Below are 20186 nucleotides of genomic sequence, written 5' to 3'. Positions count from 1 at the left end.
TAAAAAATATATTAACTGAAAAAGACGCAAATTGGCGTCTTTTTTGTTTATTTTTCGTTCAAAAGATATACCTCTGTTTAATATAATATTTGCTATATATTGCCGTTATAATTGGGCTTGGAAATATTACATAACCAGACATCAAGGATTTTTAAATTAAATAATATTTAGTAACAGATGAAAGCAAGACAATTTATGTTGGGCCTGGTGCTTTCTGCCATGATGGGTGGAGGCATGGCCATTGGGGGTTATAAACTTTTAGATGATAACAACCAGTCGCAGGAGGTTCAATTGCAGAATAAGGATGTCCGTTACTCCAGTTTACTGCATAATAGTGATGTAAAGGTACCGGAAGGTCTTAATTTTATTGTGGCTGCTGAAAAAGTAACTCCTGCGGTAGTGCACGTTATGACAGAGTACGGCAGGCAAGCTTCCCGTTCTGGTCGGGGCGAGTTAATGGATCCATTCTTACGGGATTTCTTTGGAGAAGACTTGGGGAATTTTCATCAGCGGCAAGGGCCTTCTATGGGCTCTGGTTCGGGCGTAATTATTTCTTCTAATGGTTATATTGTAACCAATAACCACGTTATTGATAAAGCAGATAAAATTGAAGTTGTGCTGGATGATAAACGCAGGTTAGAGGCCACTTTGGTTGGTACCGATCCAAGCACAGATATTGCTGTATTAAAAGTAAAGGCTGATAATTTAACTACTGTGCGTTATGGTAATTCTGATAATGTAAAAGTAGGGGAGTGGGTATTAGCAGTAGGTAATCCGTTTAACCTAAATTCTACTGTAACAGCTGGTATTATAAGTGCCAAAGGTCGTAGTGTAGGTATTATTCAGGCTACCGACGAGAAAAATCAGAATACCGGTATAGAATCATTTTTACAGACTGATGCTGCCGTTAACCCTGGTAACAGTGGAGGAGCGCTGGTTAACTTAAATGGTGATCTGATTGGTATCAATACAGCAATTGCCAGCCGTCGCGGTTCATTTGAAGGTTATTCATTTGCTGTTCCGTCCTCTATTGTAAGCAAAGTAGTTGATGATCTTCTGAAATATGGAGAAGTACAACGTGCCCTTCTGGGTGTTAGAATGCAGGAAGTAAATGCTGAATTAGCAAAAGAAAAGAAAATAAAAACGCTGAATGGGGTTTATGTGGTTTCTACTACTGAAAACAGTGCCGCTAAAGCTGCTGGTATAGAACAAGGCGATGTTATTACCCATATTAACAATAATCCTGTAAATACATCTGCTCAGTTACAAGAGCAGGTAGCTCGTTACCGGCCAGGTGACAAAATTAAAGTTACTGTATTACGCGATAATGAACCGAAGACTGTAACAGCTACTTTACGTAACCGCATGGGCGATACCAATGTAGTAAAACATGTAGAAGCAAAAGCAGTAACTTTTTCGGGTGCTCGTTTTGAACCACTTACCAAGCAGGAGTTAAATAAACTTAACCTGGAAGGTGGTGCTAAGATTAGTAACATTAAAAGCAGTGAATTCCGGAATACCGGTATGGAAGATGGTTTTATAATTACCAGAATTGACAAAACGAAAGTAACTAAGCCGCAAGATGTAGAAAAGCTTTTAAAAGATGCTGGAGAAGAGGGCGTTTTAGTGGAAGGTATATACCCGGATGGTCGTCGTGCTTACTATCCGATTGGTCGTCGGTAATAGTATTTACTAAAGATCTAATAAAAAAGGCTCTGCATTTGCAGAGCCTTTTTTATTAGATCTTTAGTAGTTTAAAAGTTTCTTATAGAGAGCAAAATTATCTTTGTCAAAAATTACATATAAAACAAAGTTAAGTTCCGGGTGAAGACTCAAAAAATCTGAAACTGTTTTTATGGCAACAGTGGCTGCTTTCTCTTTAGGATAGCCATAAATACCCGTGCTAATATTGGGAAAAGCGACTGATTTGCATTGGTGCTGAATTGCTAATTGAAGGCTATTTTTATAGCAGTTAGCGAGTAGCTCTGGTTCATGGCTGTGGCCTCCTTGCCAAACAGGCCCTACGGTATGATTAACCAATTTTGCTGGTAGTTTGCCTGCCGTTGTAATAACGGCTTTGCCGGTTGGGCACTCACCTCTGGTGTTCCTGATATGCCTGCAAGCTTCTAAAATTTCTGATCCGCCTGCTCTATGAATTGCCCCATCTACGCCACCACCACCTAATAACGAACTATTAGCAGCATTAACAATAGCATCTACCTGTAGTTGTGTTGTATCGCCTCGGTACAAAACAATTTTATTATCCTTTTCTATAAAATGGCGCCAAGTTGCATTCATAAATACTTTTATATTAGAAGGTTTGATGTTGTCTGTGCATTAGTAGTGCCTGATATTGTGTATTAACTAAAGGTATTATTGCCGTTGTGTACATTCAAAAATCAATAAGCCAAAAGAGATAGAGATTTTTGAATTATACTGTAAAAGGAGAAAGTTAAAATAACTACAGGTACAACTACATTTAGTACCTTTAACTCGCCTATAAAAGCTCAATAATTAGATATGGTTACTGATGAAACACCAGTTTTAAAATTTGAAAGCAGAATTGCAGCATTCACCCAACAGCAAATTCGTTATACCAGAAAGTCTAGAACAATAGGCTGGTTACGCTTGGCTATATTTTTAGGAGGAGTAGGAGGTTGTTATTTTTTCTTTGACAGAGGTCAAAACTTAGCAGGCTTCAGTATGCTGATCTGTTTTTATATTATTTTCCTTATAGCTTTAAAATATCATACCCAGTTACAATATCAACAAAAGCATTATACTTTTCTGACCAATATCAATAAAGAAGAAGTAGAGCGGCTAAAAGGAAATTTACATGTATTTGATCCCGGCAATAGATACCAGAATAGCCAGCACCTATACACCTCAGATTTAGATATTTTTGGCCGGCATAGTTTATATCAACTGTTAAACAGGGCTATTACCGGTATTGGACAAGATAAATTAGCGGCTTGGTTGCAAGCACCAGCTCCCTTTCAGGAAATAAGCTCCAGACAAGAAGCTGTAGCCACCCTTGCTCCCGCAATAGATTGGCGGCAGGAACTACAAGCTAAAGCCTTGCATTATAAACATACCGTTACTCAACCCTTCCAGTTTTTTGATTGGTTGAATGAACCTACATTTTATAAAGATAAAGGTTGGCTTAAAGCTTTAATTTTTGTGCTGCCGCCAATAACCATTGCCGGCTTATACTTGCTTTTCACCGCTAACTGGTCCTATTTAGCCCTAGCCGGAATGATAAGTCAATACCTGTTGGGTTATAAATATAGCCTTGAACGCGACACTTATTACGAAAAGAGCAGTGGTATGTATGAGGTATTACAATCTTATCGGGACATTCTTAAACATATAGAAAACTACCCGACTAAAGCAGCTAAAATACAAAAGCTACAGCAACAGTTACAGGTAGATGGGCAACCAGCTTCCAGGCATATTCACAGCCTTACCCAAATTGTGGAATATCTTTCGGCCCGTATGAATGTGTATGTAAGTTTGATACTGAATACAGTTTTGATGTGGGATTTCTTTTGGATGTGGCGCTTAGATCAATGGAAAGCCAGGGTATCGGGTAATATGCAAGCCATTTTAGAAGTAGTAGCCGAAACGGAAGCCTTGGCCAGTTTAGCAGCTTTTAAATATGCTAATCCGAGTTTTACTGTGCCCCAAATAAGCTCCACTCCCTTCGAATTTGTTGCCCAGCAGTTAGGCCATCCCTTAATTTTTAGCTCTAACCTGATTAAAAATAATTTTCGAATGGCTGGGAAAGGTCATACTGGTATTATAACGGGTTCAAATATGTCGGGTAAAAGTACCTTCCTGAGAACAGTTGGTATCAATTTAGTTTTAGCCCAGGCCGGGGCAGTGGTATGTGCCGACAATTTTCTGTTTTATCCCATGCAGGTATATACTGCCATGCGCACGGAAGATAATTTAGCCGAAAGTACTTCTTCTTTTTATGCCGAATTAAAACGGTTGCGGATGTTACTGGACTTAACCATTACCGATACGCCGGTTTTTTACTTGCTGGACGAAATATTAAAAGGTACTAACTCCGGCGACCGACATGCCGGTGCCAAAGCTTTAATACTTCAACTACACAAACGAAACGCTTCTGGACTTGTATCAACGCACGATTTGGAATTGGGTGCTCTTGAACAGGAACATCCTGATTTTATTCAGAATTATAGCTTTAACAGTATTATTGAAGGAGATAAAATTATATTTGATTATAAGCTGCATCCTGGAATTTGTAAAAGCTTTAACGCTAGTAAATTAATGCAGCTTATGGGTATTGAAATGTGAATTAATTAAAGGTAAATATGAAAATTTTATAATATATATAGCGTTAGTAGATTACCTAATGGTTTGCTAAATGATTAAAACCAGCCTGTTGTTATATTTTTTAATGATTGGTTTAGTTAATTTCTGTTTGGGACAGGAAGTGGCGCCCACACAAAACCCTTATTTCAGGCCAACCGAAAATTATTTAATTCTTAGGAATAAAGGGGCCTATAACCGTGTCCGTTTTTTCGCAGGGGATAAAATAACATTTAGGCGCAAAAACGAAAAAGATCGTATTACAGCCGAAATAGCTCAGGTTAGAAAAAATAGCATTATCGTTTGGGGTACCGAAATCCCTATTTCCGAAATAGAACAAATTACAGTTCTTAATAAATCACACTTTGGAAAAGTTATGCGGGCCACCGGTGGCTTTGCCCGTAAGGGTGGAGGCTTGTTTAGTTTAGTGGGAGCAGGCAATTATCTATTAACCTCCAATCATGCAGATGCTGAGTTTGCCCTTAAAACCGGTCTGTCAGCCTTTGCGTTTGGGCAGGCTTTGTTATTATTTAAAAAGCGAAAATACAACATTACGCCTAATAGGCCATTGCAGGTTTTACAGCGGTATGTGTACTAAATTAAAATAATACTTTCTTTTGCTGAACTAAGGTAGTGGCTTCTGTCGCCTAACTTTATCTTAATTGTAGTACCTTTGTTTTAATATTGTTTTTATATGAGAGTAGTAGCCGAAGTTCCCCATCCGCACGTTAAAATTACCATTTTTGCCTGGAATGGGAAATACCTTCTTAAACTGGAAAGAGGACCTTTTGAACAAACTTATAAAGTCAGCGAAATGGATATTTATAATGAAGCAGAGGTAAAGGATTTGCTGGACGAAGAGTTTATCAATAATGCTTTAAAACGCTTTTCAGAAATGAATCAGGATTTGCAGGAGACTTTAGAGCGGCATACTTAGTTAACCACAGGTATCAACACTTTACTGCACTATATTACGTAACCAGAACTATATTAAACTATGAAATAAATGGAAAACGATTTTTCAGCCATTAAATCATTAAATGAACTAAAGAATCTGCTCGATTCTGGTGCTATTACGCCGGAAGAATTTGTAGTTTTAAAGCGGAAAATTATATATGGAAATGCCCTTTCCACGAATGATGCGACAATTCTTCCTTCGCAGCCAGAGCCAGAATCCCTGCCAGCAAACGCTGACTACGTGGAGGCAGATCCGGTGACGCCGGATTATAGCAATGAATCTTATGTTAGCTACGATACAGGTTTAGAAAGCAGAAATACAAATACAGATGCTATTGGACCGGATGGTGTTGCATCTACAACTGATTACAGTGATACGAAGGGCAAAGATTGGCTTGTAACCATTTTAGTAACTTTAGGGGTCTTTTTGATGATCGGCTTGATTGCTTATCAGTTCTTTGGTGATAAAGATTCCGAAAAATTAACCAGTAAGAGCGGCCCTACCGAAGAAGTAATTGGCGATGGCCGGTTAGATGTACCAAAAGGACCTGACGCAGAGCCTCAAATTACCACTGTTACTACGAGTGGTTCACTAGCAGGAGCAGCTTCCCCAGAAAATGGGACTTCTCCGGCAACTACTGTTACTGATAATACCACCACCGCTGCTACAGAAGCCCAAGCTACTGCTCCTTCCATTTCCAATGAAGAGGCTTTAGAACGTGTTAAAGACCGGCTGCAATCTTTTTATGATGATCTTAAAGCCGCACCATTTTCGGCTCAACGTCATTTTGCTTCCAATGTTGAACGCTTTTATACGTTAGCAAATACAACTCCGGCCGCTATTAATGATAATATTAATACCAATCATTTTCCAGAGTTCCAGGAAAGTGAAGCTACAATAGAAGATGGCTCAATAAAGTTAGAGAATAATACTGGAGGTGGGTATGAAGTGACTTTTATTGAACACGGTACAGCCTTCCGTAAATCAAAAGGGCAGAAGCAGGAAACAACTGCACGGGTGCGGGCAAAGTTTGATCAGAGCTTTAAATTAATTTACTTCCGGCAAGAGCAACTGCTGGAAAATAAATTTCTTGAAGCCAATGGTCAGTAAATGACATGCGATGTAAATAAAAAAGCCTTCTGAATTTTCAGAAGGCTTTTTTATTTATTATTATTATTAATTAACCAATAGAAACACGTTTGAAAGCACTTACTGTTAAACCTTTAGAAGTTTTGTCCAGTAACTGCGCAATTGTTAAAGAGTTATCTTTCACAAACTCCTGGTTTAATAAAGTATTCTCTTTGTAGAATTTGTTTAGTTTACCTAAAGCAATTTTTTCTAACATTGCTTCTGGTTTACCTTCTGCACGAGCCTGCTCTTTACCAATTTCAATTTCACGCTCAACGGTAGCAGAATCAACGCCATCTTTATCTAAAGCAACTGGTTTCATAGCAGCAATTTGCATAGCTACGTCTTTACCAACTTCAGTAACATCAGTACCGTTATTATTTACTAAACCAACTAATACACCTAATTTGCCATTAGAGTGATTATAAGCTACAACTTGGTCAGCAGTTATTGTTTCGTAAGAAACTACATCTAACTTCTCACCAATTTTACCCATTAAATCAGTAATATGATCAGATAAAGAACGGCCATCTGGCTGTGGAGTAGCTAATAAATCTTCTTTAGTAGGGGCATTAGTAGATACAGCAGCATCCAAAATAGCTTTAGCTAAATTTTGGAAGTCAGCTACTTTCGATACTGGTTCAGTTTCGCAGGCTAAAGCAATAACTTTACCTGTTTTGCCATCTTCGCTAACTTGAGTTAAAACAACACCTTCAGAAGTTGCATTATCGGCACGTTTGCTGGCAATTTTCTGACCTTGTTTCCGAAGAATATCTTTAGCTGCTTCGAAATCACCGTTTGCTTCGGTAAGCGCTTTTTTGCAGTCCATCATACCGGCACCGGTTTCCTGGCGAAGTCTGTTAACATCTTGTGCTGTAATAGCCATGTTTTTAATTTAGTTTTTAGTTAAAGATTATTAGATAAGCGCTAGGAGGTTGTAAGGAGTAAGTAAATTTCCTGTATTCATTGCCTAACTGCTAATGTTTTAATTAAAAAAAACTGAACACTAGAAGTAAGTTATCTAATGTTCAGTTTCTCATTTATTTATTAATTTGGAATTATTCTGCCGAAGGAGAATCAGCTGCTACTTTCTCAGCAATTCCTTCTTCTTCAGAACGCTTACGTTCCGTATCTTCTTTGTCTACTTTTCTTTCTGATAAACCATCTTCGATTGCTTTACCAATTACTCTTACAATTAAAGAAATTGATTTTGAAGCATCATCGTTAGCCGGAATAGGGAAGTCTACTAAATCTGGGTTAGAGTTAGTATCGCAAATAGCAAATACCGGTAAGTTTAATTTTTGAGCCTCGCGGATAGCAATGTGCTCGCGTTTTACGTCAACAACAAATAAAGCTGCTGGTAAACGAGATAAGTCAGAAATACCACCTAATACACGGCCTAATTTCTCACGCTCACGCGATAACATTAAACGCTCACGCTTTGCTAAGTTAGTGTAAGTAGTATTGTCTTTGATTAACTTATCAATAGAAGTCATTTTCTTTAACGACTTACGTACGGTAGCAAAGTTAGTAAGCATACCACCTAACCAACGGTCAGTAACGTAAGGCATTTTCAGACGTTTTGCCTCGTCTGCTACGATGTCCTGAGCTTGTTTTTTAGTAGCTACGAACATGATTTTACGACCAGATTTTGCAATCTGACGGATAGCAGCAGCTGCTTCGTCTAAAGAAGCAACAGTTTTGTTTAAGTCAATAATATGGATGCCGTTTTTCTCCATGAAAATGTACGGCGCCATTTTTGGATCCCATTTACGGGTAAGGTGACCAAAGTGTACACCTGCCTCCAATAATTCTTTATAATTTGTTGTACTAGCCATTTTGTGAATACACCTTTGAGATTATCGTTTAGAGAACTGGAATGAACGTCTCGCTTTTCTTTTACCGAACTTCTTACGCTCAACCATACGTGGGTCCCGAGTTAAGAAGCCTTCTTTCTTCAGAGCTGGACGAGCTTCTGCGTTTTCAGCGATTAAGGCTTTTGCAATAGCTAAGCGAATTGCTTCTGCCTGACCACTTGTACCACCACCTCTTACATTTACTTTAACATCGTATTTACCAACTGCATCCAAAGTTTTCAGCGGCTGATTTACGATTGTTTGTAATACTTCACTTGGGAAGTACGCTTTGATATCTCTATCGTTAATAGTGATATTCCCTTGCCCTGCGCTCAGGTAAATGCGCGCTACCGAGGTTTTTCTTCTACCAGATGTATTGAGAATTTCCATTAATTGTTATATAGTTAGGATATTTTTACTTGTTTTGGCTGTTGTGCTTCGTGCGGATGTTCAGCTCCATCATAAACAAACAGGTTACGGAATTGCTCACGGCCTAAACGGGTTCTTGGCAACATACCACGTACCGCTCTTTCTACTACTTTAGCAGGAGATTTAGCTTTTAATTCACGTACAGTAGTATGTTTCTGACCGCCTGGGTAACCAGAGTGTGTTACATAAACTTTGTTGTCTAATTTTTTACCGGTAACCCGTAGATTAGCAGCATTGATAACAATTACGTTATCACCGCAATCGGCGTTAGGAGTAAAAGAAGGCTTAGTTTTGCCTCTTAAAATGTTAGCGATTTGGCTCGCTACGCGGCCTAATGTTGCGTCTCCGGCGTCTATCACTACCCAACCTTTATTAGCGGTCGCCTTACTAACTGATAGCGTCTTATAACTTAAGTGATCCATCTAGGTGCTTTTTTAAGCGTTTAGTTTATAAAAAATAATTCTGGACTTTTCCAGAAAATGAGCACAAAGATAACTGCTTTATATTAAATATACAACCGTATATTTAATATAAAGCTAAATTATTCAGTTTTAATAAATTAATTCAACGGCTTCCGCTATCCTGATTCCAGGTAAAATCCTTCTTTGAGTATATAAATAATACATTTTTTTAAACATAATAGGTCTTTAACCGTTTCTAGTATGTTAAATATACTTAGTATTAAATACGGTATAAAAAAGTTGTGTTTACTATATTTGCTTAATCAATAGCCCTTTATATTTGTTCTTTATTTTTGGTATATGTATATTATAATTAATGAGTTAGAGAAGGATGTCCTACGTGAAATTATCAGCATTGGGCTGGCTCGTGCTGCTGATTCTTTTTCTAACTATGCTAAAGGTGGGGTGCTGCTCGATGTTCCGGAGATTAAAATAATAGAGCCAAGGGTTTTGCCGGATGTGATTGATGAATATCAAGAAATATATTATGTAATTCGGTCAGATATAAAGGGCGAATTAAATGGGAAAACGTTTTTATTATTTACAGCAGAAAATATTACAAAGATTGCGGATGTTTGTTTAGAAGATGTCTCTAGCATATCTCCTGATTATGATAGCCAAAAGCAGGAAATGTTATTAGAAATAAGTCAGATTATTACCTCCGCTTTATCCACGCAATTATCTAAGATACTTCATCTTAAGTTATCTACTCAAAATGCCTCTGCTTTATTTGCCAGTGAGGCCAGTTCTATCCATCACATTTTGGAGGATATGCCGGAATACCAGCCGTTTGTTATTACTATAAAAACGTATTTCCGGAAATTGGTAAAATCAGTGGAATTGCCCATGCTGGTGGTTTTTGATTCTTTATCAGTATCGGAATTGCTGCGCATAATCAGGCGTGATAATTTATATGATTATAAATTATTAAAAGAAACAGGTCGGGCTAATAACTTTTAATTTAAGGTTTCCCTAATACTAAAAAAGCCACCTGCACAGGTGGCTTTTTTAGTATTAGGGAAGCAGGTTATTTATGTTGCCGTAGCATCTTTATTAAAACCTGAAAGTCTTTTGGATAAGGAGCTTCTATCAGTAAAGGTTCGCCTTGTAAGTTAGTAAAGCCTAACTGAAAAGAATGTAAAGCAAAACGCTTGATGAATGGTTGTTCTTCAGAGTCTTTGCTCAGGTTAAAATTCTTCTTGAGATTGGAAAGATATAAATGTTCTCCTCCATACAATGTATCACTTACAATAGGGGCATTTAAATAAGCTAAGTGCAGTCGGATCTGGTGCATACGTCCTGTAACAGGTTTACAAGCAACCAGGGTATGTCGGCTATACTTTTCCAGGGTTTTAAAATAGGTTTGTGCTGGTTTACCACTACGTGTAAGTTTAGCAGTACCTTTTAATCCTGGCTGAATGGCACGGTCTACTAACAAGCCTTCATAATCCTGGGCACCCCAAACTACTGCATGGTAAAGTTTAGTAACTTCCCGATGCTCAAATTGCATAGATAAATGGCGGTACGCTTCGTTATTTTTAGCTAAAGCTAAAGCACCGGAAGTTTCTTTATCTAAACGGTGACAAGCTTGCGCATCCGGGTTATATTGCCTGGCTAAGCGTAATACGTTAGTTGAATTTAAGGCACGATCTTCTAAAGTAGCCAGAAATGGTGGCTTATTGATTATAATATAATCTTCGTTCTCAAAAATGATTAAATCCTTAAAAACAGGATATTTCATGTTTATTAGCTGAATGGATGAATTAATATTTTTCTTTTAAAATGCTCATGAAAGGTTTAAACAGAAGCTTTTCTGAAAACCAGCAAATCTAAAAGTAATACAACAACAAAGATGGGTAAATTATTCCAATTAGAATTAATTAGGGGAGGGTTGAGGCAAGAATAAATGGTAAATTAGCTTTTAGCCTTTGCTAATTTAAATTGCATAGAGGTTCCCTGGTTAACTTCGCTTATTAGTTCGATAGAAGAACGGTGCGCCTCCAGAATATGTTTGGAGATAGCTAAACCAAGTCCGGAGCCGCCACTCTCGCGCGACCGGCTTTTATCAATGCGGTAAAAACGTTCAAAAATGCGGGGTTGGTGTTCTGTGGCTATTCCTGGGCCATCATCGGTTACCTCTACCTGTATCTTTCTTTTGGCGTTTTGTAATTTTATCCAAATATTACCACCTTCCCGGCCATATTTTATGGCATTGTCAACCAGGTTTATCAATACTTGTTTTATTCGGTTGCTATCGGCATAAACCATCATTTCCGCAGATTGATCCTCTACCTGTAGATGTAAATTTACTTGGCGGTCGGCGGCTTTTAATTCTAATTCTTCAAAAACCTCCTGACATAAAAGTACCAAATTAAATGTTTTCTTCTGCATTTTAACCACACCTTTTTCAAGCTGTGAAATGCTAATCAGGTCTTGTACTAAATTATCCAAGCCATCCAGGCTGCGGGCTGCTTTCTGCAGAAATTTATCCCGTACCTTAATATCATCTACGGCTCCATCTAAAAGCGTATGGATAAAGCCTTGAGCGGCAAAAATGGGGGTTTTTAGTTCATGCGAAACATCCGCCAGGAATTCTCTCCGCAAAACCTGCAGTTGCTTTAGCTCATCTATTTCTTTTTGCTTTTGTTCGGCCATGTACAGAATTTCTTCTTTAATTCTTTTAAGTGGCTCAGGACGGAAAAGAAATTTATTGCTCATGCGCCGGAACTCTTTGCGTTTAATATGTTCCAGACTGGCGTAAATATTATTGATTTCTCTAAATATCAGGATCTCGTAGGAAAAGTAAATCATGATAAAACAAATAGAGAAAGTGCAGCCCAGCGATAAAGCTAGGGCGCGCATAGATAAGAATTGGGAGAAATATAAAAAAGTAGTAAAAATAAGAGCTACAACAACGGAAATTATAATAGCAATAGTTCTGGAATTAAATTCCATAAGTTATTAATCGGTGTTAAACTTATAGCCTACGCCTTTAATGGTTTTAATATGATCTTCACCAATCTTTTCGCGCACTTTTCTTATATGCACATCTACGGTACGGGCAATTACATAAACGTCCGTACCCCAGATATTATTGAGTAATTCCTCGCGATTAAATACTTTGTCAGGGGTGTTGGCTAAAAATGCCAATAATTCGAATTCTTTCTTAGGCAAAGTTATTCGTTCATCGCCTTTAAAAACTGAGAAACTGGTGCGGTCTATTTTAATATTACCTACCTGAATAACTTCATTTTGATCGGCTGCTCCCTGATTACCCCGACGCACGAAGGCAGATAAACGGCTTAATAAGGCCCTAGGCTTGATAGGTTTGGTAATAAAATCATCTGCTCCTGCTTCAAAAGCTGCAACTTCGGAGAATTCCTCTGAACGTGCTGTTAAAAAGAGGATGTAGGTGTCTTTGCATTCAGGCATTTCCCGTAAATGCCGGCAAGCCGTTATACCATCCATAATAGGCATCATAACGTCCATCAGGATAATGTCTGGCTGAAACTGAGTAGCCACGGCTATGGCTTCTTTGCCATTTTCGGCATGAGTTACATCGTAACCTTCTTTAGTAAGGTTGTATTGTAGCAATTCTACAATATCAGCATCATCGTCTACTACCAGAATTTTATATGTTGTTTGCACAAGTCAGCCTGTTAAGTTTAGAAAAGAACAAACATTTAAAACAAATTAATTTACTCGTTCTTTAACGCGACAAATATAGGGCTTTTACTTTTAACAGATGGGAGGAAGGATAGGGTCTTTTGTTAAGAAATTATTAACTTTCTGGTAATATTTTCCTAATTAAGAAGACTATAGGAATGCTATTGATGGTTTCGAATAGACGTTAGCTTATACCGCAATCCGCTATATTTATATAAGTCTACTTTTACAGCCCCTACAAACATATCAGCTTTGATTAAAACCGGAATTTTGTTTTTATCATCTGAAAGGTAAACTGAAATGGCATTTTCACCGGCAAATAATTTATTGTCGGGCATACGTGGTACCAATTTAAAAGCCTGGAAAGTTCCGGCTTTTGTAGCTACTGTTTCGCGTCCCTTAAAAATTACATCCATATCAAACACTTCGTTATCAAAGAAGCCTTTAACTTTAATTACATCGCCATTGCGGTATTTATTAAAGTCCAGGGTGCGGAGGTAGTAAAAACCACTTACTATATCCTGTACATTATCCGGAATTTTAAATGTTTCAGCTTTCCTAGGCTCTTTTACTTTAATCCGCTCTACTACCGCAACGTTTTTAGAATGGTCAAATGTTATTTTTTCGGTTTTGCGGTATTTATTTTCCTCAATATTCTGGTAAAAATGCTGGGGTAAAATGGAGGCAGTATCAATATAGGTGCGCCACGTATCGCGAATGCGCAGAAAATAATCAAAAGAACCTGTTGTTTTTCCAAATACGGTTGCTTTATAACAAGGCCGGTTGTTTACCCAGTTCATGTCCTCATCAATATTTATAACGGCATCGGCAGCATTAATAACCCCGTAATGCACTTTATAATTAAGGACTTCGCCCCTGGTAAAAGCGTTCTGAGAAACAGTACGCTCAGACTCTTTAGCAATAAAGCCTGACCCTACCACCAACAGCACTAATATCAAGAGGGAAAGTTTATTCATAACAGGTAATCTTTGCTTCTACCATAATCAATCAAATGTTATACCAACAACGTCTGATTATAGAACGCAAAGTTAATTATTTGATTTTTATAAGTCTTTAACTTATTGTTATAAAAAAAGGTGCCCGCATGCAGACACCTTTCTAAAATCCTGAAGAAAAAAGCTTCAATTATTCGCCATCCACTATAGCAGCCACTTTTTCTGGCTCACCTTTAATGATAGCACGAATCTTAACTTCAATTTCGTCCATTAAACCTTCATTATCAAGTAATATTTGTTTAACAGCATCACGGCCCTGGCCTAATTTATCTCCATTGTAGGAGAACCACGAACCTGATTTCTGAATAATATTTAGCTCAACACCTAAATCCAAGATTTCACCTACTTTAGAAATGCCTTCGCCGTACATAATATCAAACTCCACTACTTTAAACGGAGGTGCTACTTTGTTTTTTACAACTTTCACCCGGGTACGGTTACCAGTAATGTTATCAGCACCCTCTTTAATTTGGCCTATCCGACGAATATCTAACCGAACAGAGGCATAAAATTTAAGCGCGTTACCACCAGTGGTTGTTTCTGGGTTACCAAACATAACCCCAATCTTCTCACGTAACTGGTTAATGAAAATACAGGTACAGCCGGTTTTGTTAATTGTACCAGTTAATTTACGCAGCGCTTGCGACATTAAACGTGCCTGTAAACCCATTTTGCTATCACCCATATCACCTTCTAACTCCCCTTTTGGTACTAAGGCAGCAACAGAGTCAATAACAATAATATCTATAGCACCAGAGCTAATCAGGTGGTCGGCAATTTCTAAAGCCTGCTCACCGTTATCTGGTTGCGATATCAATAAGTTAGTTGTATCAATACCTAATTTCTCGGCATAAACCCGATCAAAAGCGTGCTCTGCATCAATAAAAGCAGCTAAACCACCACGCTTCTGGGTCTCGGCAATACAATGCAAGGTTAAAGTTGTTTTACCTGATGATTCCGGACCATAGATTTCTACAATACGACCTTTTGGTAGGCCGCCAATACCCAACGCAATATCAAGCCCTAGAGAACCAGTGGATACAGCCGGGATATCTTCTACTTTGTTATCGCTCAGTCTCATCACAGTACCTTTTCCATAGGTCTTGTCGAGCTTATCCATGGTTAATTGGAGAGCCTTTAATTTTTCGTTGTTTGCACTCATCTTTGTCTTTTTATATTCCTTAAATTTAGGCCTAAATTACAGTTTTTTGTAGCAATTTCCAAGTAAAATATAGCTGCAAAAGCATTGTAATTGGTGGCTGATTTTTAACATAAACCCGCCTTTTTTCGTGCCATTTCGTAGCTGATTTTATGAAAATATTTCGTCGTTTTATTGCCCTTATTTTAACTATTTCAGTTATTAAAAGTTATGCCCAACTAAACAATTCAGCCTTGCTTTATTCTTTACCGGTAAAGCCCGAATACAAGCAAGATTTGCGCTTTGGTTTCCGGACATTAGGCTTTATGCGCGACAATGAATACACCAATGATATAGCAGCTGGCTATACTTTGTTTGGCTATCATTTAAATCCTCGGCTGGTGTACTTTCCGGCTCAGAATGTCAGGATAGAAGGAGGAGTGTTTCTGTTGAAAGACTTTGGGAACCCCAAACTACAGCAAGTGCAACCCACTTTTACGGTGAAAGTTCAAAACCAAAAGTCGGCTTTTATTTTTGGAACCCTGGAAGGCAACCTAAACCACGGGTATATTGAACCGTTGCTGGATTTTGAACGGGTAATTACAAATACCCTGGAAAACGGTACCCAATACTTATTGAAAACTAAGGGTCTAACATTGGATGCTTGGATAGACTGGCAACGCATGTTGTACCGGGGCGAAAATGCCCGGGAAGAAATATTTGGGGGAATAACTGCCGAAAAGAAAATTTTTGAAACTACAAGCGGTTGGCGACTGGGAGTACCACTTCAGTTTACGGCCCAGCATAAAGGCGGCCAAATTGATGTTTCTAATTTACCGTTACTAACCCTTTTAAATGGAGCTACCGGATTTAACCTGCAAAAGAAGTTGCAAGGGAATTTCTTCCAAAGCTTTACCTCGCAAAACTTTTGGGTCTTTTATAAAGATCAATCTAATGTGCGACAAGTGCCATTTGCATCTGGCCAGGGCCTTTACTTAAATGCCGGTTTAAATACCAAAGCGGTAAATGTAATGCTTTCGTATTGGGATGGGCATAATTATTACGCCGAGAAAGGTGGACAATTATTTTCATCGGCTTCTACTACAGTTAAGAAGCCAAATTATTTAGAGCCTGACCGGCGTCTTTTAATTGTGCGCTTTATGCGAGATTTTCCGATACTGGATAACTTATCCATTTCGACCCGTTTTGAACCGGTATTCGATTTAAATAATCCCCAGACAGAATTTTCCTTAGGTGTTTATGTCCATTATTATACCGACTTTTTTATAACACGGGTACGGGAAAACTAAAGCTTTCTTACAAACCAAAACTAAAAAAGGCCTCTATTCTTAAGGCCTTTTTTAGTTTATACTTACATAGAAGTTACTTAGAAGAAGAATAATTGTATTGTAGTGGGCTTCCCAATGATTTCTGCGTAATCATAACGTTAAGTACCCGCGCTGCTTCGTTAAAATATTCCAGACGTCGGATAAGCATTTCTTTAGTGAGCATGGTGCCTTCCGGAGTTTTCATGTAAGAACGCTTGTCATTCAGGATCTGCTCCATGGCTTTTGAAGCGTGTTCTTTATTGTGCACGTACAAATCTTTAAATTCTGCTACCGATTGAATTCCCGTTGATTTGATTTCGAAATGCTCGCCGGTGGTGTTTAAAACAGCACAAAGAATGTTTATTTCTAAAGGCAAAGATGTTTCAAAAGGCGTACGACTCAGATCAATATCGTGAGTTAAAATTTCCAGAAGGGTATTCAGGTTATTTTCAAAACGTTCGTATAGGGAGCGGGCTTCCATGTATTTTCTTACAGTTAAATTGATTAAGATCTTAAATATTTTTGCCTATAAAGCTAATATTTGGCTATGAGGTGTTACACAAAAGTAGAAAAACTTCACAAAACTATTTTACGAGAATATCCCGGCAAAGGCTTATAAATGGACTCATTTGAATATTATTTGTCTCTATTTGTAGTGGACCTCTTTACAAGCAGCTGCAGCCAAATAAATCCACTTCTTTATACCACAGGTTTACAATTTTATTTTCTTTTGTTCTTAAAATTAAGCCGCGGGAGGGGGTATCTAATTCATTGTTCAACGGAAAAGTATCAGCATAAGTGAAATACACATTGTCGGTGCCCTTTAAACGGGCAAACGTTTTCACAAGATGGCTACTGCTGGGGCAATCTTCACATTCTTTTACTACCTGATTCCTCATCAGGCGGTCAATTTCCGGATTGTTTTCAAAAATTAAATCTAGTTTGTATTTGCTGGCAAATAAATTCTTGTCTTGTGTGGTAAAGTTTCGGGTATCTAACAAGTAATGGTAAGACTCGGAACATTCGCCCGCATTAAAGCCAAAGTCTTTAATGCAGGTGCTTTTTACACCTTTAGTTGAATAAACATAAACTAAGGGCTTACCGGCTTTTAAAATTGAATCCAGAATTTGAGGATAATAAATTAACTTTCCCTTCTCTAAACTGGGTTCCTCATTATTATTTTGCTTGGCAGAACTGGTAAGTTTTACCAAATCACTTTCAGCAGAAATATCCTGAAAGCTATCCTGAGCTTGAACGTAGTTTGGGAAAGTAATAATACTTAACTGATTAGCTTCTAAGTTAAAAACAGGAGCAAGTACTTTGGTAAAAGCTAATTGGTCAGAATACTTCATAGGGTTTAGTAACTCATCTTGCAGTTGTAGCAAAAATTGTTTAGTGTTCAGGGAAAGGGCTGAATTATGCTGGGCAATAAGTTGAGCTATATAAAATGCCTTAAGTGAATCTGAGACATAATTTAATTTAAAATATGCTTCGCAATCTATTTGCTTCGCCAACTCATTATTGCTTGTTGCGGCAGGTCTTGCTTGTTTTATACTCAAAGCAGTAGAATCTCCTATGGCTGCATTCTCTTTTTGGATTTCGTTGGCAGCATTTTTCTGGCAGGAAGTAGTAATGAATCCTAAGAGGAAAAGGAGGAGGAAAGCGTATTTCATTTACTTTATACATTTAAAGTATGGTTTTAGCTATTAGTTTACTAACCTATTGCCTTATGGTTTTTTACTATTTATTTTGCCTTTTAAGCTTCTTATTTAAGGAGTAATTTTTTTGTTTTACCACTTCATAAAGAGTTTTAAGCAATATAGATGAAAATCTATTCATCCTAGAATTATTTGAAGCTTAATAATCTCAAGAGGTTTAAAAGCAAAAAGCCTGTGTTTACCAAAACACAGGCTTCTATCTATTCTAGTTGTTTAAAACATAAACCCTGTTCGTAAGGAAAGGCGTTTAAACAAAATGTTTTGATTGGTTCGGGTGCCCCAATTATTATATTCTATTTGGGCACGTTGACTTTTGAAACCAACTCCAAAAGTAAAAGCCGACATATTACCAGTATTTACCCGAAATCCTAAAGTTGGGTTAAACATAAAGCCTCCTTCTTGCTTCCTGCCATTGCTGGTGCTATTCAAGATGGTGGCACCGTAACCTACATCTAAACTATAGTAAGGGCTTACTCTTTTATCCAAGACAGCACCTTTGATACCCAATGCAATAGGAGTAATTAGAACTTCCTGATAGAAATCAAAAGCAATAGTGGCTCCTAAGGCTAATCTAGGGTTAAGTCGATAGCCATTAAAAAATTGAACGGTTGGAGTGCTATGGTTTATATAAATATTATTAAAAGAAAGGCCAGATGTTTTCCCATACAAATAACCTAGTTCTATAGTCCCAATATACCTGGAAGTTTTATTAGGGTTGGCTTCTACGGCAGTTGTATGGGAGCTAATATTTTGGGCAGATGTAAATTTAGACCTTCCTATTAGTAAGATCAGGAGGGCCATAGACTTTAGAAAATATTTCATTTAAATACTTTTACCAGCTACTGGTATTTTGCTTAAAAGTTTTATTTGGTTGATGTTGCTGTAGTCGTACTGGTACAAACCATCTTTCCCAATCATCAAAAGTGAAGTTCCTAATGGAATAACGTCATAGGCGTCCTTGCCTTTGAAATGAGCCTTTAGGTTTTCATTCACCTTCATATGATCTTTTATATCGAAAACCTTTAAACCATAAGTGCCTTCACATAGAAATAGGGTGTGATTGTCGATACCTAAACCATGAGGATTATCCATTGGATAAGTTTTAAGTAATTTTGGGCTCCGGGCATTACTTACATCTAATACTTCCAGCTGATTAGTAAAGCCGGCACAAGCGTTACCGGAACGTAAGGTTACCCAAGCCAGATCTCCCTCTACAACTACCGGGTCGCAGCTTCTTACATGCTGATAGGTGGAAAGGTGTTCTGGCTTAACCGGATTGCTGTTGTCGTAAATATGCATGCCGGTGGTGGAGCCAATAAACAGCTTGTTGTTATAAGGGAAAATAGTTTCTATTCCCCAACCTAAATTTATTTTCTCACCATTTTTAGGATCAGTGTTATTGCTAATGTCAAAGACTTGTAAGTTGGTTAAACTAACGGTATATAGGTAATTGCCTGATATCGCAAACCTGGCCATAGAGCCACCTTTGCCTGCCCCGCCAGATGAAGGAGCTTTGGCAGACGTCATACTTACGGCGTCTCTGCTTGAAAATATGGCTGATCCTGCGGATTGATTCCGGTTATAATCTTTAACGCTTTCGGTTATTGTTTTTTCTTCATAGCGTGCTAAAAAAACTTTGGCGGTATCGGCAACCAACATTCCATTAGTTGGGAAAATATTATCGACCCGCTTTACCAGTTTTACCTCTAATGGATCACTTATATCAAAGGCAACTAAGTCTATATAACTGTCGGCATATAATATATTCCCTTTTACAGCTATATCCATATTACCCGGAATCTCAATAAAGCTTATTTTTTTAGGAGCTGCAGGATCGGCATTATCAATAATATGAATTCCTTTTTCTACTTCATTGATAAAAAGGTAATTATCTTTGACATAAATTTTCCCAGGATTAACAAGCCCCTGTGGAGCACTTACTTTAATGGCACTTTTTAGTTCCGACCGCAACATATAGACTGGCTCATATCGGGTATAGGTAATGGTTGTTTCTATTTCGTCGGTACACGCCATCACCATAAAACCAGAAAATATCAGGAGGAGATTTAACCATTTTTTTTGAAGTAGAGCTCTTTTCATCATTGTAAAAGATTTTGACCTTTGTTATTATTTATAATGAGCCTAATCTG

21 protein-coding genes are annotated in these 20186 nt (G+C 37.9%); 7 read left to right on the top strand and 14 right to left on the bottom strand.

Annotation, left to right across the window (positions count from 1 at the left end; all coding sequences use genetic code 11):
- Nucleotides 1-177: 177 nt before the first annotated feature.
- Nucleotides 178-1683 (top strand): Do family serine endopeptidase, encoded by a 1506-nt coding sequence (locus tag ADHAQ_RS0103040; RefSeq protein WP_026461670.1) that lies wholly within the window; start codon nucleotides 178-180, stop codon nucleotides 1681-1683.
- 63 nt (nucleotides 1684-1746) lie between these two features.
- On the opposite strand, the gene ADHAQ_RS0103035 is transcribed toward ADHAQ_RS0103040, so the two are convergent.
- Nucleotides 1747-2298 carry an O-acetyl-ADP-ribose deacetylase gene (locus tag ADHAQ_RS0103035; protein WP_034256537.1) on the bottom strand — a complete coding sequence of 184 codons (552 nt, stop codon included), beginning with the start codon at nucleotides 2296-2298 and terminating at the stop codon, nucleotides 1747-1749.
- A gap of 222 nt (nucleotides 2299-2520) precedes the next feature.
- Here ADHAQ_RS0103035 and ADHAQ_RS0103030 point away from each other — a divergent pair, with 222 nt between their 5' ends.
- The 4 genes from ADHAQ_RS0103030 (at nucleotide 2521) to ADHAQ_RS0103015 (ending at nucleotide 6406) form a co-directional block, all read left to right on the top strand.
- Nucleotides 2521-4323 carry a MutS-related protein gene (locus ADHAQ_RS0103030; protein WP_026461668.1) on the top strand — a complete coding sequence of 601 codons (1803 nt, stop codon included), beginning with the start codon at nucleotides 2521-2523 and terminating at the stop codon, nucleotides 4321-4323.
- A gap of 70 nt (nucleotides 4324-4393) precedes the next feature.
- Nucleotides 4394-4936 (top strand): hypothetical protein, encoded by a 543-nt coding sequence (locus ADHAQ_RS0103025; protein ID WP_026461667.1) that lies wholly within the window; start codon nucleotides 4394-4396, stop codon nucleotides 4934-4936.
- A 96-nt stretch (nucleotides 4937-5032) separates the two neighbouring features.
- Nucleotides 5033-5275 carry a hypothetical protein gene (locus tag ADHAQ_RS0103020; RefSeq protein WP_026461666.1) on the top strand — a complete coding sequence of 81 codons (243 nt, stop codon included), beginning with the start codon at nucleotides 5033-5035 and terminating at the stop codon, nucleotides 5273-5275.
- A gap of 69 nt (nucleotides 5276-5344) precedes the next feature.
- On the top strand, nucleotides 5345-6406 hold the full coding sequence (locus ADHAQ_RS0103015; RefSeq protein ID WP_026461665.1) for an SHOCT domain-containing protein: 1062 nt from the start codon (nucleotides 5345-5347) through the stop codon (nucleotides 6404-6406).
- A gap of 70 nt (nucleotides 6407-6476) precedes the next feature.
- Here ADHAQ_RS0103015 and tsf read toward each other — a convergent pair whose 3' ends face one another.
- The 4 genes from tsf to rplM form a co-directional block, all read right to left on the bottom strand.
- Nucleotides 6477-7310: a translation elongation factor Ts gene (tsf, locus tag ADHAQ_RS0103010; RefSeq protein WP_026461664.1), complete on the bottom strand. Its 834-nt coding sequence runs from the start codon at nucleotides 7308-7310 to the stop codon at nucleotides 6477-6479.
- 172 nt (nucleotides 7311-7482) lie between these two features.
- A complete protein-coding gene (gene rpsB, locus ADHAQ_RS0103005) occupies nucleotides 7483-8262 on the bottom strand; it encodes a 30S ribosomal protein S2 (RefSeq protein ID WP_026461663.1) in 780 nt (259 codons plus the stop codon).
- A gap of 21 nt (nucleotides 8263-8283) precedes the next feature.
- Nucleotides 8284-8670 carry a 30S ribosomal protein S9 gene (rpsI, locus tag ADHAQ_RS0103000; protein ID WP_026461662.1) on the bottom strand — a complete coding sequence of 129 codons (387 nt, stop codon included), beginning with the start codon at nucleotides 8668-8670 and terminating at the stop codon, nucleotides 8284-8286.
- A 14-nt stretch (nucleotides 8671-8684) separates the two neighbouring features.
- The gene (gene rplM, locus ADHAQ_RS0102995) at nucleotides 8685-9131 is read right to left on the bottom strand and encodes a 50S ribosomal protein L13 (RefSeq protein WP_026461661.1); all 447 of its coding nucleotides are present in this window, start codon (nucleotides 9129-9131) and stop codon (nucleotides 8685-8687) included.
- A gap of 339 nt (nucleotides 9132-9470) precedes the next feature.
- Here rplM and ADHAQ_RS24380 point away from each other — a divergent pair, with 339 nt between their 5' ends.
- Entirely contained in the window at nucleotides 9471-10130 is a 660-nt protein-coding gene (locus ADHAQ_RS24380; protein ID WP_051359684.1) for a chemotaxis protein CheC, read from the top strand.
- 67 nt (nucleotides 10131-10197) lie between these two features.
- Here ADHAQ_RS24380 and ADHAQ_RS0102985 read toward each other — a convergent pair whose 3' ends face one another.
- From ADHAQ_RS0102985 to recA, 5 genes are all read right to left on the bottom strand, one after another.
- Nucleotides 10198-10911 carry an RluA family pseudouridine synthase gene (locus ADHAQ_RS0102985; protein WP_026461660.1) on the bottom strand — a complete coding sequence of 238 codons (714 nt, stop codon included), beginning with the start codon at nucleotides 10909-10911 and terminating at the stop codon, nucleotides 10198-10200.
- Nucleotides 10912-11084: 173 nt separating this feature from the next.
- On the bottom strand, nucleotides 11085-12125 hold the full coding sequence (locus ADHAQ_RS0102980) for a sensor histidine kinase (RefSeq protein ID WP_026461659.1): 1041 nt from the start codon (nucleotides 12123-12125) through the stop codon (nucleotides 11085-11087).
- A 6-nt stretch (nucleotides 12126-12131) separates the two neighbouring features.
- Nucleotides 12132-12818, bottom strand: coding sequence for a response regulator transcription factor (locus tag ADHAQ_RS0102975; RefSeq protein ID WP_026461658.1), 687 nt, complete (start codon nucleotides 12816-12818; stop codon nucleotides 12132-12134).
- A 179-nt stretch (nucleotides 12819-12997) separates the two neighbouring features.
- Entirely contained in the window at nucleotides 12998-13813 is an 816-nt protein-coding gene (locus tag ADHAQ_RS0102970) for a DUF3108 domain-containing protein (protein WP_026461657.1), read from the bottom strand.
- A 169-nt stretch (nucleotides 13814-13982) separates the two neighbouring features.
- Entirely contained in the window at nucleotides 13983-15014 is a 1032-nt protein-coding gene (gene recA, locus ADHAQ_RS0102965; protein WP_026461656.1) for a recombinase RecA, read from the bottom strand.
- 149 nt (nucleotides 15015-15163) lie between these two features.
- Here recA and ADHAQ_RS0102960 point away from each other — a divergent pair, with 149 nt between their 5' ends.
- Nucleotides 15164-16300 (top strand): hypothetical protein, encoded by a 1137-nt coding sequence (locus tag ADHAQ_RS0102960; protein ID WP_051359683.1) that lies wholly within the window; start codon nucleotides 15164-15166, stop codon nucleotides 16298-16300.
- 73 nt (nucleotides 16301-16373) lie between these two features.
- Here ADHAQ_RS0102960 and ADHAQ_RS0102955 read toward each other — a convergent pair whose 3' ends face one another.
- The 4 genes from ADHAQ_RS0102955 to ADHAQ_RS0102940 all read right to left on the bottom strand — a co-directional run bounded on the left by ADHAQ_RS0102955 (nucleotide 16374) and on the right by ADHAQ_RS0102940 (nucleotide 20136).
- Nucleotides 16374-16799: a hypothetical protein gene (locus tag ADHAQ_RS0102955; RefSeq protein ID WP_026461654.1), complete on the bottom strand. Its 426-nt coding sequence runs from the start codon at nucleotides 16797-16799 to the stop codon at nucleotides 16374-16376.
- A 184-nt stretch (nucleotides 16800-16983) separates the two neighbouring features.
- Complete coding sequence (locus tag ADHAQ_RS0102950) at nucleotides 16984-17991, bottom strand: hypothetical protein (RefSeq protein ID WP_026461653.1); 1008 nt, start codon at nucleotides 17989-17991, stop codon at nucleotides 16984-16986.
- 258 nt (nucleotides 17992-18249) lie between these two features.
- Nucleotides 18250-18858 (bottom strand): hypothetical protein, encoded by a 609-nt coding sequence (locus ADHAQ_RS0102945; RefSeq protein ID WP_026461652.1) that lies wholly within the window; start codon nucleotides 18856-18858, stop codon nucleotides 18250-18252.
- A complete protein-coding gene (locus ADHAQ_RS0102940) occupies nucleotides 18859-20136 on the bottom strand; it encodes an LVIVD repeat-containing protein (RefSeq protein WP_026461651.1) in 1278 nt (425 codons plus the stop codon). It abuts the gene before it with no gap.
- Nucleotides 20137-20186: the final 50 nt, after the last annotated feature.

This window comes from Adhaeribacter aquaticus DSM 16391 (genome assembly GCF_000473365.1).
GTDB classification, from domain to species: Bacteria; Bacteroidota; Bacteroidia; order Cytophagales; family Hymenobacteraceae; genus Adhaeribacter; species Adhaeribacter aquaticus.
Note: the sequence above shows the minus strand (reverse complement) of the source record. Positions and strands in the feature narration are given on the sequence as shown.